The sequence below is a fragment of the Methanogenium sp. MK-MG genome, from assembly GCF_009914725.1.
Lineage (GTDB): Archaea > Halobacteriota > Methanomicrobia > Methanomicrobiales > Methanomicrobiaceae > Methanogenium.
On record NZ_JAAAWJ010000046.1, the window covers coordinates 1 to 15,853 of the forward strand.

General features: G+C 55.7%; 16 protein-coding genes and 2 tRNA genes. 8 read left to right on the top strand and 10 right to left on the bottom strand.

The window, feature by feature from the left end; all coding sequences use genetic code 11:
- Nucleotides 1-278 precede the first annotated feature (278 nt).
- Nucleotides 279-363: transfer RNA gene (locus MKMG_RS07655), tRNA-Ser, on the top strand.
- A 30-nt stretch (nt 364-393) separates the two neighbouring features.
- On the opposite strand, the gene MKMG_RS07660 is transcribed toward MKMG_RS07655, so the two are convergent.
- Nucleotides 394-555 carry a rubredoxin gene (locus tag MKMG_RS07660; RefSeq protein WP_165077053.1) on the bottom strand — a complete coding sequence of 54 codons (162 nt, stop codon included), beginning with the start codon at nt 553-555 and terminating at the stop codon, nt 394-396.
- A 102-nt stretch (nt 556-657) separates the two neighbouring features.
- Between MKMG_RS07660 and MKMG_RS07665 the strand changes: the two genes are divergently transcribed.
- Together MKMG_RS07665 and MKMG_RS07670 are read left to right on the top strand one after the other, a co-directional pair.
- On the top strand, nt 658-1,884 hold the full coding sequence (locus tag MKMG_RS07665; protein WP_254059128.1) for a Xaa-Pro peptidase family protein: 1,227 nt from the start codon (nt 658-660) through the stop codon (nt 1,882-1,884).
- Between the two features lie 141 nt (nt 1,885-2,025).
- Nucleotides 2,026-2,721 (top strand): NAD(P)/FAD-dependent oxidoreductase, encoded by a 696-nt coding sequence (locus MKMG_RS07670; protein WP_165077054.1) that lies wholly within the window; start codon nt 2,026-2,028, stop codon nt 2,719-2,721.
- 149 nt (nt 2,722-2,870) lie between these two features.
- Here MKMG_RS07670 and MKMG_RS07675 read toward each other — a convergent pair whose 3' ends face one another.
- The gene (locus MKMG_RS07675) at nt 2,871-3,200 is read right to left on the bottom strand and encodes a multidrug efflux SMR transporter (RefSeq protein ID WP_165077055.1); all 330 of its coding nucleotides are present in this window, start codon (nt 3,198-3,200) and stop codon (nt 2,871-2,873) included.
- Between the two features lie 144 nt (nt 3,201-3,344).
- Nucleotides 3,345-4,565 carry an MFS transporter gene (locus MKMG_RS07680; protein WP_254059129.1) on the bottom strand — a complete coding sequence of 407 codons (1,221 nt, stop codon included), beginning with the start codon at nt 4,563-4,565 and terminating at the stop codon, nt 3,345-3,347.
- A 519-nt stretch (nt 4,566-5,084) separates the two neighbouring features.
- Between MKMG_RS07680 and MKMG_RS07685 the strand changes: the two genes are divergently transcribed.
- Genes MKMG_RS07685 through MKMG_RS07695 form a run of 3 tightly spaced genes read left to right on the top strand, consistent with a single transcriptional unit; the run spans nt 5,085 to nt 7,539 of the window.
- Nucleotides 5,085-5,936 (top strand): metal ABC transporter solute-binding protein, Zn/Mn family, encoded by an 852-nt coding sequence (locus tag MKMG_RS07685; protein WP_165077056.1) that lies wholly within the window; start codon nt 5,085-5,087, stop codon nt 5,934-5,936.
- Complete coding sequence (locus MKMG_RS07690) at nt 5,933-6,721, top strand: metal ABC transporter ATP-binding protein (RefSeq protein ID WP_165077057.1); 789 nt, start codon at nt 5,933-5,935, stop codon at nt 6,719-6,721. Before MKMG_RS07685 ends, MKMG_RS07690 begins: the two co-directional genes overlap by 4 nt.
- Nucleotides 6,718-7,539 carry a metal ABC transporter permease gene (locus MKMG_RS07695; protein WP_165077058.1) on the top strand — a complete coding sequence of 274 codons (822 nt, stop codon included), beginning with the start codon at nt 6,718-6,720 and terminating at the stop codon, nt 7,537-7,539. The genes MKMG_RS07690 and MKMG_RS07695 overlap by 4 nt, the downstream gene beginning before the upstream one ends.
- 50 nt (nt 7,540-7,589) lie before the next feature.
- Here MKMG_RS07695 and MKMG_RS07700 read toward each other — a convergent pair whose 3' ends face one another.
- From MKMG_RS07700 to iorA, 3 genes are all read right to left on the bottom strand, one after another.
- The gene (locus MKMG_RS07700) at nt 7,590-9,095 is read right to left on the bottom strand and encodes an META domain-containing protein (protein ID WP_165077059.1); all 1,506 of its coding nucleotides are present in this window, start codon (nt 9,093-9,095) and stop codon (nt 7,590-7,592) included.
- Between the two features lie 443 nt (nt 9,096-9,538).
- Nucleotides 9,539-10,117, bottom strand: a complete 579-nt coding sequence (gene iorB, locus MKMG_RS07705) for an indolepyruvate ferredoxin oxidoreductase subunit beta (protein ID WP_165077060.1) — start codon at nt 10,115-10,117, stop codon at nt 9,539-9,541.
- On the bottom strand, nt 10,114-11,883 hold the full coding sequence (iorA, locus tag MKMG_RS07710) for an indolepyruvate ferredoxin oxidoreductase subunit alpha (protein ID WP_165077061.1): 1,770 nt from the start codon (nt 11,881-11,883) through the stop codon (nt 10,114-10,116). Before iorA ends, iorB begins: the two co-directional genes overlap by 4 nt.
- 153 nt (nt 11,884-12,036) lie before the next feature.
- Here iorA and MKMG_RS07715 point away from each other — a divergent pair.
- Together MKMG_RS07715 and MKMG_RS07720 are read left to right on the top strand one after the other, a co-directional pair.
- Nucleotides 12,037-12,109: transfer RNA gene (locus MKMG_RS07715), tRNA-Ile, on the top strand.
- 80 nt (nt 12,110-12,189) lie between these two features.
- Nucleotides 12,190-12,660, top strand: a complete 471-nt coding sequence (locus tag MKMG_RS07720; protein WP_165077062.1) for a hypothetical protein — start codon at nt 12,190-12,192, stop codon at nt 12,658-12,660.
- Nucleotides 12,661-12,833: 173 nt separating this feature from the next.
- Here MKMG_RS07720 and MKMG_RS07725 read toward each other — a convergent pair whose 3' ends face one another.
- From MKMG_RS07725 to MKMG_RS07740, 4 genes are all read right to left on the bottom strand, one after another.
- Complete coding sequence (locus MKMG_RS07725) at nt 12,834-13,394, bottom strand: hypothetical protein (protein WP_165077064.1); 561 nt, start codon at nt 13,392-13,394, stop codon at nt 12,834-12,836.
- A gap of 94 nt (nt 13,395-13,488) precedes the next feature.
- On the bottom strand, nt 13,489-14,700 hold the full coding sequence (locus tag MKMG_RS07730) for a tRNA (N(6)-L-threonylcarbamoyladenosine(37)-C(2))-methylthiotransferase (RefSeq protein ID WP_165077066.1): 1,212 nt from the start codon (nt 14,698-14,700) through the stop codon (nt 13,489-13,491).
- A 29-nt stretch (nt 14,701-14,729) separates the two neighbouring features.
- Complete coding sequence (locus MKMG_RS07735; protein ID WP_165077068.1) at nt 14,730-15,134, bottom strand: hypothetical protein; 405 nt, start codon at nt 15,132-15,134, stop codon at nt 14,730-14,732.
- A gap of 13 nt (nt 15,135-15,147) precedes the next feature.
- The coding region (locus MKMG_RS07740; RefSeq protein WP_165077069.1) for a chorismate synthase at nt 15,148-15,853 on the bottom strand (706 nt) is incomplete at its 5' end.

Here is a 15,853-nt window from a genome sequence, read left to right on the forward strand (position 1 = left end):
ACCGCTGATATCAGGTCTGCAGATCCGTTAATTGTTTATCAATATTTCAATCAATTTTTTCAGTTTTTTTAGTTTTTCAGTTCATCCTGTTTTTCCATCGGCATCCCCGGAGACTGCATACCGATGTCCGCACCTATATCTCACAATGATATGCGCACCCGCCCCGGTGGTTCGCGGGGAACACCCGCACATGGCCCGTTTCGGCAGCAATTCATCAGCAGAAAACCCATAGCATTAAGAAACGCTGTCCCGAATATAGTAAGGCAGCAGTATGCTGTGCTGAGGTAGTCTAGTCTGGTAGGGCGCAGGCCTGGAAAGCCTGTGGGGTCTTGCCCCTCGGGAGTTCAAATCTCCCCCTCAGCGTATTGTTCTTTTTTGTGTCTCACAATTCCGTCACTCAATAATCACAAACATCTTCTTCTCAGCACCGCACCGCGGGCAGACCCAGGTGTCAGGCAGTTCTTCAAACGGGGTGTTCGGTGCGATTCCCTGGGTATGGTCACCAGTCTCAGGGAGATAGACATACCCGCATCTCGTGCACTTGTACTGATTCATGACCCTGACCTGCCCAGCAGGGCATATATGTGTTTGGAGGGGCAGGAATGGGAACAGGGAATACCAGACATCTTCTCCATTCCGGGGCACTCACCATCCCTTATGGCAGGGGAAGACATACCTGTAGCCATGAGTGCACCAGTCCCCCTCACTGAACTAGAGCAGAGAATGACACGGTTCAGAAACATAATGGACGCAAAAGAACCGGATTGGGAATGTGTGGTGATATTCAGCAATATCAGCCTCTACTACTTCACCGGCACCATGCAGGATGGCATGCTCCTCATCCCCCGCAACGGCGAACCGATATTCCGGGTCAGACGCAGTTATGAACGGGCCTGTGACGAATCCGTATTTCCCCGGATTGCACCGATGCACAGTTACCGTGACGCAGTGCAGGATCTGCCCAAAATGCCGGCAACTATTCACCTGGAGACTGAGATTGTGCCGCTGGCACTTCTCGAACGCTTCCGCAGACACTTCCCGATCAAAACGATTCTTGCAGCAGACTCCCATCTTGCCGCAGTGAGGGCGGTGAAAAGCCCATATGAACTCACACTGATGCAGGAGGCGGGCAGAATTCACCAGAGAGTGCTGGAAGAACGGGTGCCCGAACTCCTCAAAACCGGCATGAGCGAAATGGAGTTTGCCGCCCTCCTGTATACCGTATTCATTGAAGAAGGGCACCATGGAATTGTCCGGTCCGGCATGTTTGACACCGAGATCGTCGTGGGACAGATTGGGTTTGGGGAGAGCAGCCTCTACCCCACCGCATTCAACAGCCCGGGCGGCTGTTATGGCCTCTGCCCGGCAGTCCCGCTGCCTGGCAGCAGGGAACGAACACTGCAGGACGGTGACCTGGTCTTTGTCGATACCGGCTGCGGTGTTGAGGGTTACCATACTGACAAGACCATGACCTATGTCTTCGGAACGGACCTCCCGGATGAGGCCATCGCAGCACACTACCAGTGTGTTGAAATCCAGGACCGCATGGCTGCAATGCTCATACCCGGTGCCATCCCCTCAGAGATATACCAGACCATCACAGAATCCCTTTCTCCCGAATTTCTGGAGAACTTCATGGGATTCAAAGACCGGCGGGTGAACTTCCTCGGCCACGGTGTGGGCCTCCTCATCGATGAACAACCGGTTATTGCCCGGGGCTTTGACGAACCAGTCCGGGAAGGCATGGCATTCGCCCTTGAACCCAAGAAAGGTATACCGGGCATTGGCATGGTAGGAACAGAGAACACTTTTTTAGTCACCCCTGCAGGCGGACAGTGCCTCACCGGCACCCACACCGGGCTGCTGCCGGTCCCAATCCGGTGATCGGCCTGCGGAAAAACGGACAGGCATTCCTTTTTTTGGACCGTTCCCAATCTCCGGTCGCCACCATCTTTTTATATCCCGCCACCGTATTGCGGGATCATTTACGGCAGCCAAAAATGCCGGAACACAGAGGTAAATAAAATGGAAGAAGGTCCCCGAGGAGCAATCCTCCAGCGCGATAAACAATCCTATGCAATCGTCCCCCGTACACCCGCAGGCATCGTCAGCCCGGAACACCTGGAGAGTATCGTCAAGGTGGCGCGGCGCTACGAGATCCCGGTGATAAAGATCACATCCGGTCAGCGGATGGTACTTGTTGGTATCAAAAAAGAAGAGGTGGAACAGATCTGGAACGAACTCGGCATGACCGTCGGTGAAGCGACAGCGCCCTGCGTCCATTATGTGCAGGCATGCCCCGGCACCGCGGTCTGTAAATACGGGCTGCAGGATTCACTGGGTCTCGGACTTGAACTCGAAGAGATCTACCAGGATATGCATCTGCCGGCAAAGCTGAAGATGGGTGTCTCCGGCTGTCCGCGGTGCTGCGGCGAGAGTTACCTGAGAGACGTCGGGGTGCTGGGCACCGGCAAGGGGTGGACCGTCATATTCGGCGGCAATTCCGGCGGAAGGCCACGTATCGGGGATGTTATTGCAAAAGGACTCTCCGCAGATGAGGTCAAAGACCTCGTGAAACGGCTCCTTACGTATTACCAGGATACGGCAAACCCGGGCGAGAGGACCGCACGCTTCATTGAACGGGTCGGTATGGACAGCATCAAAAGCGATCTGCTCTCGCAGGTGCCATACATCCCTCTTGCAGATCTCAATCTGAAATAGGCAACTGTGCCGGCTTTTCCGAACACTTTTTTTTCCGGAGGGGACACGGGATGGAGAACAAACCCCTCCATTCAGAACAATACGGCCACCATGCGCTGACACATCGCAGACTAAAGGTACAATACACCTTCCGCACGGGGAAATCATCCTCATGCTGCGTTTGCAGAAAGGTTGAGCAGCGCTGCCCCTGCAATGATCAGGGAGATGCCTGCAAACTTCACCAGACTCACATCCTCATGAAAGAAGAGGACACCCACCAGTGTGATCCCGGTGATGCCAAAGCCGGCCCATACGGCATACGCGATGCCTACCTCCATTGATGAAAGCGCACGGGAAAACAGGTAGAATGCGGCAGCGAAACACGCCGCAAAACAGACAGAGGGGATTGCCTTTGTAAATCCCTCAGAGAGTTTCAGACAGGTGGTGCCCACCACCTCCAGTACAACACCCGCTCCCAGCAGTCCCCATGGTCCAAACATTATACATCAAAGTCACCACGTCAGTTAATTTGAGTATCCGGTGAACCCCCCGGATTCCGGAATAAAACGGTCACCGCAGCCAACCGGTCTCTGCCAGCCTGCCCGTGAGAAGCACCCCATCCACCCGGAAAACGAGGCAAACCGTTACACGGCCGCCCCTCTTCTTCCCCCCTTCTCCATGACACCCCGTGCATAGAAAAAGACCGGAAGGGCGATGCACTGCATCACTGCCATAAAAGCGATGGCAAGCGGAATAGAAACCTCATAGGCCCACCCGAGAAGAAGGCTTCCCCCAAACCATGACGCCCCATAGATAGTATTGAAGATGCCGTATGCCATCCCCCGTTTTGAGACTGCAGTATAGTCTGCAACCGCGGCCCTGAGAATAGTCTCCTGAATCCCCATCACTGAACCCCAGAGCATGGCTGCCAGAAGGGCTGACCAGTATGAGGTCCCGAAGGCAAAGAAGGGAATCACAATGCTCACGACCGGTGCTGCGGCGAGGATGATGAGGCCGTGGCGGTCGTACAGCCGTCCGGCCACAAGTGCCACCACCGCATCTGTCCCCATTGCTATCGCATAGAAGAGCGGTATCTGGGCATACGGGACAATATCGGTGGATGAGTAGTGAAATGCAATCAGGGGGAATACCGCAAACCCCACCATCGTCAGCGCAGTAAACACCCCATAGGGCACCAGTGCCCGTGAGGGGAGATTCTTCCCGGACGTGCCTGATGCCACCTCCATCGCCTCCGGCACAGGCACCTTCATCCGGGTGATACACAGTGCAGCCATCATCAGGAAGAAGGGGATGAGAAGAAGCACAAACCCACCCCGGTAGTCACCCTGCATCAGGAATGCGGCAGAAAAAATAAGCGGCCCTGCGATGGCTCCCACCTGATCCATCGCCTCGTGGATGGCAAATCCCCACCCCCTTCCGACGGATACCGTCACATTCGAGAGTATGGCATCCTTGGCAGGTGCCCGGATGCCTTTCCCCATCCGCTCGATGATATAGAGGACGGCAGCAATCTCCCATGACCCGGCAAGAGCAAGAAACGGGACCGCGATTAACATTCCGTACCCGATAAAGGTCAGTGCCCAGTAATGCCGGGTGGAGTCGGCGACATATCCGGAGACGAGACGCAGGCCATAGCCGACAAACTCCCCAAAACCGGCAACAAACGCGACCACAAATGCACTTCCGCCGAGTATATACAGGTATGGGCCCGCCACACTCCGTGCCCCTTCATAGATGATATCCCCGAATAGGGATACAGTGCCAAAGAGAAGGATGACTGTGTATGCCTTCCGCCTGCTGCCGGCAGAGAGAGAAGAAAACGGGGCCATGTATGAGAGTCTCATACGCCATCTATAATCAACCAATGGGTGATGCGGATGAACCGGACCAGACGGGATACGATCCGGACCTATCCATCACAGATACCTGCACTATAATCCCCCGGTCTGGAAAAAATCTACTCAAACCCCGGTATCCCATACCGCGGAAATCACTCATATAAGCAACAGTAAAAAGAAGATGCAGACCCGGTATCACCCCATCCGTCCGCCACAACGCATCTGCAGCACGCGCGTTTTCGCCGCTCCATTCTGCCACAGGTGGACCACCATTCCTTTCAGATAGGAACAGAATGCCATTCCGACCGCCATCGCCGGGCATTGCCACGCTCTGCAAAAAAACAGGATTCTCACCACCAAACCATTTATGAACACAAAGCAGGAATAAGAGACAGGGAGGGTATCCCCACGCAGAAACAATATACAAAAATATCCACAGATTCTACCCGCATACCAGGCCTGCCGCAGAGAGCCAGCCTCATATGTGTGATCATCATGGTGTCTGCCATTTTCAGCTGCGGATGCATGAATAACACCACACCCACTGCACCTGCAGACGGAGAGATAAACCACTCAGCACCACTACCTGTCGCCGTCACCATACTGCCATACCGGGAATTTGCAGAAGCAGTCGGGGGAGACCGTGTCAGTGTCATGGTCATGGTGCCACCCGGTGCCAGCCCGCACACCTACGAGCCCACGCCCGGCCAGCTGAGGGCGCTTTCAAAGATGCCGCTGTATCTGGCAGTGGGCTCAGGCATCGAATTTGAGGATGCCTGGATGGAGAGGCTCATCGCAGTCAACCCCGGCATGCAGGTCGTGGATACGTCTGCCGGCATCACCCTGTTAAGTACAGACGCAGGGGGCAGCACCACAGCGGATGACAGTATCCGCCATGATCCCCATGTCTGGCTCTCACCTGCAAACGCCCGCATCATCGCCCGCAATATCGCAGATGCCTATATCGTGTATGCACCGGACGACGCCGCATATTTTGAGGCACAGTTTGCGACATACGATGAGAAACTTGAAAGCCTTGATGAAGAGATCAAAGAGACCTTCTCCGGGACCGGCGCAAAGACAGTTATGGTCTATCATCCGGCCTGGGGATATTATGCCGACCGCTACGGGCTTTCCATGATCTCGGTTGAAGAGGACGGAAAAGAGCCCTCACCTGCCTCACTCAAAGCACTCATCACCACAGCAGAGGAGAAGGGCATCCCTGTCATATTTGTCTCGCCGGAGTCACCGACCCGCAACGCCAAAGCCATCGCAGGTGAGATCGGGGGCAGTGTCGTCTACATCAGCCCCCTCACGGAAAATTATACCGACAATATGGTGCAGGTCACCGATGCATTCAGGAAGTGGGCGGTATGAGCAGAAAAACGCCGGTCATCGAAGTAGACCACGTAAACCTCGGACAGAACGGCCATCTGGTGCTCGAGGATATCAGCCTGACCATCAATGAACACGAATTCCACGCGATCATCGGCCCTAACGGCGGCGGGAAGACCACACTATTGAAAGTGATTCTCGGCCTCATCCGTCCGGATTCAGGCACGGTCAGAGTGATGGGCGGCACCCCACATGAGATGCGGGCGCATCTCGGGTATGTACCTCAGTTCAGGACATTTGATTTCCAGTTCCCGATATCGGTGCAGGACATGGTCACATCCGGTCGCCTCGGCCACCTGACGGGTCTGCTCCGGCGCTTCTCCCGTGAAGACACAGAAGCGGCAGCAGAGGCCATGGAGACGATGCAGATAACCCACCTGAAAGATCGCCCCATCCATGACATATCCGGCGGTGAGCGCCAGCGGGCGATCATTGCCCGTGCCCTTGCCGGAAAACCATCCGTCTTGCTCCTCGATGAACCGACCGTCTACGTGGACAGCCCGACAGCGGTACGGTTCTACGATATCCTCAGTCAGTTGCGGGAATCGATGACCATCGTGCTCGTCACCCATGACATCAGTGCCCTCTCACCGGATGTCACCCACATCTCCTGTGTCAACCGCCGCCTCTTCACTCACCACGACAACCAGATCACAGAGGATATGATTGCAGGCGCCTATCCCTGCCCGGTGGATATCATCGCCCATGGTGTCCCGCACCGGGTCATCCCTGACCATGATAACCGGGTATTTGGGGGCAGAAAATGATCGAGGCACTGGGGTTTGAATTCTTCCGCAACGCACTCATCGCAGGATTACTTGCAAGCATTGCCTGCGGCGTCATCGGCAGTTTTGTTGTCGTCAAACGCATGGCGTCCCTTGCAGGCGGCATATCCCATGCGGCATTCGGCGGTATCGGCCTGGGATATTTTCTTGGAATTGATCCGCTTGCAGGCGCAGCGGCGGTCGCACTCGGCACCTCTACTGCAACCGCGTGGATACGGATGAAGGCACACCAGCACCTCGACACCCTCGTGGGTGCAGTCTGGGCCACCGGCATGGCAGCAGGCATCCTCTTCATCTACATCACCCCCGGGTTTGCACCTGACCTCTTCAGTTACCTCTTCGGGAACATCCTCCTCGTCCCCCGCGAGACACTCATTGTAATGGCCATCCTTACCACAGGGATCTGCGGCATCGTGGCCATCCTCTACCCCCGTCTCGTTGCCGTCACCTTTGACGAGGAGTATGCCTCAGTGATGGACCTGCACCCGGACAGGATCATGGTCATCCTCCTGCTCTTAACCGGCCTCACGGTTGTGATGCTCATACAGATCGTAGGCATCATCCTTGTGATCGCCCTCCTGACGCTCCCTGCCGCAACCGCCCGCCTCTTCTCCCGCAGCATGAAAGAGATGATTGTCGGTGCGTCTCTTCTGGGCATCGTCTTCACCACCGCAGGCATCTGGCTCTCCTATGCCTTTGACATCCCCTCGGGTGCGACCATTGTGATTGTGAGTGCATGTGTCTACTTCGGAGCACTCCCCCTGCAGCGCCGGGTACTGTGCCACAGGGAATCTGTCTGAATTCAGACAGATGAATACTCTGTAAAGGAAATATTGAAAAAAATGAGAGATCAGGGTGCCTGCATAAACCGTACACAGGGTTTGCCGTCTTCATTAGATAGCGTCAGGTCATTCCCGCTGTGCTGATAGGTGGCTGCATCCTCCAGTGCCGCCAGATACCCCGTCTCCTGGTCCATCACGCCTGCAGGGGTTTCGCAGTACATCATGGTAAGGCCCAGCGGGCCAATTGAGATGGTTTGCCCGTCTGTCGCGTATGAACCAAAATAGCTGTTGCAGCCAGCACGCCCGGTCACCTGCCCGTCAGTCCCGAAGACCGCCGTCACTTCTGTGCCCTCCAGTGCGGATACCGTATTACCTGCCGCATCCCGGTACGAGACCATCTGCCACTTACCTGTGGTAAGTTTCGGCTGTGCCACCGTATAGGTCAGAAGAATGCTTCCGCCTGCATCCCGCAGGGTGAGCGTCTTTGGTGCCCGTTCAAATGTTGCCACATCGCCCATGAGGGCCAGGTAGCGGGATTCCTGTTCCATCACCCCCTCAGGGGATGCACAGTACATCTTCGTGGAACCGGCAGGGCCGATGGTCATCTCCATATCGCTCACCGTATAGGATGCAAAATAATTGTTGCAGCCGGCACTGCCGGTCACCTGACCGTCTGCACCGAAGACCGCAGTGATGGTGGTGTTTGCCAGAGGTGAGACCACACCGCCCTGTCCGTTGTTATACCCGGTCAGCTCCCATGTCTCCCCCTGCGGGGTAGGGGTATACCGTTCATACACCGCCATCCGCTTACCGTCCGCATCCATCAGGGTCAGGTCACCTGCACCGACGCGGTAGGAGGCAGCCGCCTGCACGGCTGCAAGATACGCACTCTCCCGGTCCATCACACCCTCCGGGTCCATGCAGTACATCTTGGTCATGACGAGAGGGCCGATGGAGATGGCACTGTCGGTCACGGTATATGACCCGGAATAGCTGTTGCATCCCGCATTGCCGGACATCGTACCGTCTTCACTGAACGCGGCCGTGACAGAGGTCCCCGTGACAACAGAGACAAACCCCCCCGCTCCGTTGTTGTAGCCGGTGAGCAGCCACTCCGTCCCGTTCAGGTTCTGGTCCACCGCACGGAAGGAGAGAATCTCCTGCCCGGATGAATCAGTGATCGTAAGCCTGTCATCCGAGACCGTGTATCCTGCCGCTGTCCCAAGGAGTGACAGGTAGCGTGACTCCTGATCCATGACACCCGGCTCATCACAGTGCATCAGCGTCACTACCGGCATATCCACAGTAAGCGACTGCCCGTCAGTGACATATGCCGCATTGTAGGTGTTGCACCCGGACGTTCCCCCCACAGACCCGTCTGCGAACTCTGCTGTGACCGGCGCTGTGGCAAGCGGTTCTGCCATAGTCCCGTCCGTATTCATATACGTCTCCAGCATCCAGACCGTACCGGTCAGTTCTCCTTCCTCAGTCACCGGCTCCTGTGTACATCCACAACAGAAGGAGACTGCCAGAATAAGGAGAAACACCCCCACGGTCATTACACCTCTTCTCATACGTCCCTGAATCACACCCGGACAATATATATGTGGTGGTGAAAACGAGTGCACGCCGGTTCATACGTTTGTTCACTCCTGCAGGCTGTGGTCTGCGATTCGTGTCACTTTGGAAAAATTCTGAAATCTGGTTAAGCAACGCATAAATAACCCCTAAAAGGGCCTGCACCTTGGAAAAACGCACCCACACAGAAGCCCGGAGCGGGCCGTTCTCAGCCGGAGACAACCCATACATCCTCCCAAAATACCCGACAATAGCGGCCGCTTAGTATTCCACAATAAACCGTCATTTTAGCAAATAAAATGCATTACAGCCGTATTTTTCCGGCAGTAAAAAAGAGCAGAAAATACGTCCGTTCTGCCCCCCGAATTCCCCAGCACAGGGGGGTCAAAGAGGGCAGACACAATTTCTACATAGCAAAAAAAAGAAGAAATCTGGATTACTATTCCAGACACGCCCGGCCCAGTTCAAAGGCCCGGATGTTGGTTTCAACCGTCTTCGGCGGCACAGACCGGGAGATGGCCTCCCTGAGGCCCTCTTCACTGAGCGGCAGCGCGTGTGACGCCGCACCCAGCATCACCACATTCTGTGCGAGAATCGTGCCGGCCTCAGCGGCCAGACCTGCCGCATCAACAACAGTGCAGGCGACATCTTCCAGGCGTGCCATGATCTCAGCCGGAGTCGGCACCTCTGCACCGGCGGTGAAGGCCGATGTCGGCATAATGACCGCATCGCTGGTGATAATGGTGCCGCCGTGTTTAAGGAAATGACGGTAGCGGAGTGCCTCCAGCAGATCAAACGAGATGATCAGATCTGCTGTACCCGGAGATATGAGGGGGCCGTATACCCCGCCAATCCTGATATGGGTCACTACAGACCCGCCCCGCTGTGCCATACCATGGGTCTCTGCACCACGGACCGGCAGGCCCGCAATCAGGCAGGCCTCGCCCAGAATGTTTGAGGCAAGAATGGTGCCCTGTCCGCCGACACCGACGATAAGCACATCAAAAGATTCTTTCATTTCGCACCTCCCTTGTGAATGGCACCCACAGGACAGATATCAGCACAGACCGAACAGCCGCTGCAGAGGCTTGTTATAACCGCCTTATCGTCATGGAATTCGATGGCCGGGCACCCGAACTTCACACAGAGGCCGCAGCCGGTGCAGGCCTCCGGGTCGACCACATACGGTTTCCGGCGGATACCGGAACGGCGTGCATCAATCACGCATGGCTGCCGGGCAACGATCACCTTCACACCGTCGCGCTCCTTTGCCGTCTGCAGTGCCTGGAGGAGACCGGTGAGATCATAGGAACTGACCGTCTCGACCCAGGGTGCGCCGCAGGACCGGCATATCGCCTCAATGGAGACAGGAGGAGAGGCGACACCGGTGGCGGTCACACCGGTATTCGGGTTGGGCTGGTGGCCGGTCATCGCCGTGATACGGTTATCAAGGATGATCACGATCATATTGGCACCATTGTAGACCGCATTAAGAAGTCCCTGAATGCCGGTGTGCAGAAAGGTTGAGTCACCGATCGTACAGACCACCGGCCGGGTCTCACCGGACTGCGCGATACCGCTTCCGACCGTAATGGACGCACCCATGCAGATGGTGGTATCCACCACATTGAGCTGAATGCCCAGGGTGTAGCAGCCGATGTCACTCGGGAAGATACCGTCCTTAAACACCTTTCTCATTGCATAGAAGACCGCGCGATGGCCGCATCCGGCGCAGAGCAGTGGCGGCCGGGCAGGGACACCTGCCTCAGGAGTCACCACAGGGTAGGTCTTCGTGGGAGTGAATCCGGCCGATGCCATCGCCTGTGCCACCGCAGCAGGAGACAGTTCACCTTCCAGCGGCAGATGGCCGTCCATCTTTCCGTGCACCACAGTCGTTGTCGCTGCCATGCGAACCGCCTCTTCAATGACAGGCGAGAGTTCTTCGATGACAAGGACCGTATCATGCTGGTCCACAAACGCTTTGAGCCATTCGGGGTCAATCGGGTAGGCGCCTACTTTTGCAAACGAGACGCCCTCAGAGATCAGTTCTTCGGCATAGGCGGCTGCAATACCGCCGGTGATGATGGCAGTCTTTCCGCGCACCTCTGCGGTGTTGAACCCCACTTCGACGAGCATCTTCGCAAGGCCCGGCTGTTTATCGTTGAGTTTTTTGTGCAGCATCCGTGTATGGACAGGGATGACCACATACTGCTGCGGGTTCCTTACAAACTCACCGGTCCTGTGTCCGGTGCCCGGCACACCTAGGTCAACGTCACTCTTTGAATGGCAGATGCGTGTTGTCGGGCGGAAGAGCACCGGCAGGCCCACCTCTTCTGAAATCTCAAAGGCAGCCTTCATCATCGAATGCGCCTCACGGACAGTCGCGGGGTCCAGACACGGAATCTTTGCAAAGAGGGCATAGCGCCTGCTGTCCTGCTCATTCTGTGAACTGTGGGCATACGGATCATCAGCAGACAGAATCACAAACCCGCCGGTGACACCGGTGTAGGCACTGGTGAGAAGCGGGTCTGCTGCTACATTGAGCCCGACATGCTTCATGGTGACAAGAGAACGGATACCGGTCCACGCCGCAGCAAGAGCATTTTCAAAGGCAACCTTCTCATTAACAGACCATTCAACGTAAAATTCACGGTCTTTCTGGTGACGGAGATAGTCAATCACTTCTGACGAGGGAGTGCCCGGGTAGCCGCTGGCAAAGTCCATCTCTGCCTCCAGACACGCATGGGCAATCACCTCGTTTCCCAGCATATATCGAGTATTCATACCTGACAGAACGTATGAGTGAGAACGTGTTTAAAATATTCTGATCCACCACGCCCTAGGGCACCTCAGACAGACAGGGATAAACACCTCCCGGAAACAAATCAAAACCCTTAATAACACAGGTATCCCATCTAATTAGGTAATTCTAAGACAGGGCCCGTAGCATAGTCGGTGGTGCACCCGGCTGATAACCGGGAGGTCGTGCGTTCGAGTCGCACCGGGCCCATTACTTTCTTATTTTTTTGATGGTGAGAGTCATCCGTTTCATTTCATTTCTTTAATAAGGGGCGCCTCACAATAGACTGTATGGACACACGACAGGTCGCAGCTGTCTTCATCGCAGGTATTGCACTCTTTGCATATCTGTCAATCACCGGACAATATGCGGCAGGCATCGTTGTTATGATCATACTGATCATCGGTATAACTGCCTGCACGACCAGGCTTGGAAAGAAGATGAGCGACATCCCCGAGCTGACGGCAAAACTCAGCCCGGACGCAAAGGCCATCATCATCAGGAACTCAGGCAACACCAGCGCCATGCAGATTCATGTCGCGGTTGTCCCACTCGATATTGAGTATGATATTGCAGATATTCCTGCAGAAGAGGAATACACACATTCTCTTGATGCCATGATCCACGAAGCAAAGGCGGTCATCACATGGAAAGACACCGCGGGCAATTTGTTCAGCCACGAGAGCGCCATCTCCGCACTTGGCAAAGGTGAGGACGACCTGCTCAAACCAATGTTTCCGATGTTTGATATCAAAAAATAATCCGGCAGAGACGATCTGCTGATTATGGAGGGGTGGATATGAAAATGATCCACTCCCGGACAAACAATAAAACGATACTACAGGGAACGTCCCCGTCACATGGAACCGGATGGTTCCAGACATGCGCCCCTGCATTCATGAGACAACAGCAGAGAACTGCTGTTCATTAAAAATCAGTCGGCAGCGTCAAGCTCTTCTGCAAGCAGAAAATCAAGGACTTTGCCCATTGCCTCATGGAGGCCGGATTCATTGAGAGCAAACTGCTGCACGGCCTTATAGAGCATCACCACTGTCTCAAGCCCATACAGGGAGACCGCATCCTCTGCAGAGAGTTCTTTCTTGTAGACATCGATTAAAAACCCGTCACTGCTGTACATCAGTTCAGAGAAGATGCCGTCCTCGCCCAGCACCAGATACTGGCTATCCACCTTCTTTGTGGTGTCATCCGGCCGGTAGGGCATGGGGTCAGTCTTTCCCAGAATCAGCATCTTCTGGTCAAAGTAGACCGTATCATACAGTTCGCCCTTCCCGTCCTGCTTTCCCCTGAGCATCATCGAAAGACCTGCGGTGGGAACAATCGTTGCCGCTTCTGCTGCAAGACGCGATATCAGAGGCACCAGTGACGCATGAATCTCCGGGGAAAGGGCATCAACCCCTTCTGTGCCCTTCTTTGCACAGGCAACGGCTGCCTTAAATCCTTCTTCAATCTTGTCCAGATCGCATGAACCCTGCATAATGAATCGTTATACAAAAGAGGCATTAACCCTTCGCAAACATTGAACCGATGACAGACAACAGAGGGGATGAAAAGGTGGAGAAGAGAGTAAATCAGACGGGTTCTGCCAGCAGGTAATGGCGGTGGTGCCCGGTCACTGTCACCCAAAGACGGGTGCCCAGCGGGACTTCTTCTTTGATGACAATATTCTGGTAGGTGGCATCCCGTGCGATAACCGACCCGTTCTTCTTCTGTTCGGTGACTAAAACAGGCAGTCTGCGCCCGATCCAGCGGAGGTTCTCCTCATCATAGATGCGTTCGGTGAGATGTGTGAGGGCACGGGAGCGTTCCTTTTTCACCCGGTCCGGATGGTCGTGGTAAAGAGCGGCAGGCGTCCCCTCCCGTACCGAGAAACGGGTGATGTTCACCTTGGTCGGGCGCACCCGGCCAAGCATCTCAAGGGTCTCGTCAAACTCGCGGCACCCCTCGGCGGGAAAGCCTGCGATGATATCTGTTGAAACCCGCACATCAGGAATCTCTGCACGGAACGCCGCCACAATCTCTTCGAACGTTTCTGCCGTGTAGCCGCGGTTCATGGACGCAAGCACAGCATCTGACCCCGACTGCACCGGCAGATGCACAAACCCGAAGATCTTTTCATGCGCAAATGCGGGTGCGAGGGAATCAATGATACGTCCGGCTGTCGCGGGATTCATCATGCCGACGCGGAGACAGAAATCACCCTCTGCACCGGCAATCTGCTTTAGCAGATAGGCAAGGTCCTGCCCGATGTCCATGCCCCAGGCACTCACATCCTGCCCGGTGAGCTGAATTTCATACGCACCGAGGGCGGCCAGCCGTTCCACTTCAGCAACGATCGCTTCTGCGGAGAAACTCTTCAGCGGGCCGCGGGCCAGCCGGGTGATGCAGTAACTGCATGACCCGAGACAGCCGGTGCCGGTCTGGACAACCCCGGTGTGGGAGTCGGTCATCGCCCCCACTTCAGGGCATCTGGTATACAGCGTCTCCGGCAGAATGATGTGCAGGTTGGGATCTGTTTCAAGGAGGAGGTCCCGCTGTACAACAGGCATGCACCCGGTGACGACAATCTCCTTTCCGGCATATGCCCGGATACGGCGCAGCATCGTCCGTTCGGTTGCCCCCACAACCGTGCAGGTATTGATGATGATGCACTCCGCCTCCTCAGCCGGCACCTGCAGACATCCCTGCCGTTCTGCAAGAGCGATGATCTTCTCAGTATCGGCATGATTGAATGTACAGCCGTATGATTCGGCGTGGATGGTCTTATTTCGCAGGGTATCCATATCTGGCTCCGTTTCGCAGAAATACCGTTTCACCGGCAGGGAGATAATGATGAGGATTTGGCAGTATTCAGGACTTTTTTCATGATCATGCGATCTTCACCCTCACCAAAGTATCCGCAGATTGTCTCTGTGACCATATAACCCAGAGAATCATAGAGGGACCGAGCCGGGTGGTTTTCCGGATGAACGGATAGAAAAATTACAGGAATCCATGCCGCCGCACTCCCGCCGGTGACCGGCGCACCGATGGTATATCCGCAGACCACGCCATCACAGACGGCGCAGAGAAACGTTGAGCGGTACAGGGCTCCTGCCTGCCGGATAAATACCGCCCCTGCATAGGGTTCATTCTGCCCCATACCGTTCAGGGCGCAGACGGCGGCAAAGTCATCATCCGTATACCGCCGGATGGAAATACCAGCCACTTCGTCCATTCTCACCCCACCCTCACCGCGACCTAAAGGCCAGTATGATCTCCTGTTCACAGAGGGCGTCTGCGAGGACAAGAGCAAGCATACTTTCTGCGACAACCCCTATCCGCGGCACAATACAGGGGTCATGGCGGCCCTCTACCGTGACCAGCGTCTCCTCCATTCCCATCGTCACCGTCTGCTGCGGTTGTGCGATGGAGGGGGTCGGTTTCACCGCAATCCGCACCATGACAGGCGCACCGGTCGATATGCCGCCGAGAATGCCGCCTGCATGATTGGAAGCATAACCCGCCGATGTAATGGGGTCATTATGGGCTGACCCCCGCATCCGGGCCGCCGCAAACCCGGAACCGATCTCCACGCCCTTCACCGCACCAATGGAGAAGATCGCACGGGCAATCTCGGCGTCCAGTTTTCCGGCCGCAGGGGCACCAAGCCCCGGCGGACACCCGGTGGCCGTCACTTCGAGAATCCCGCCCACAGAGTCATGCGCCTCTCTGGCCCGGAGGATGACCTCATCAAAGCGGTCCGGGTCGGATTCACCGCCAATCTCACATATACTGCTCTCGATATGGATGTCCCGGTGGAGAAGCACCTGCATTGCAAGGGCTCCTGCCATGACCCGTGAGACGGTCTCACGGCCCGAACTTCTGCCGCCGCCCCGGTGATCCCGGCACCCGTACTTCTGGTGATAGGCAAGGTCGGCATGACCCGGCCGGGCC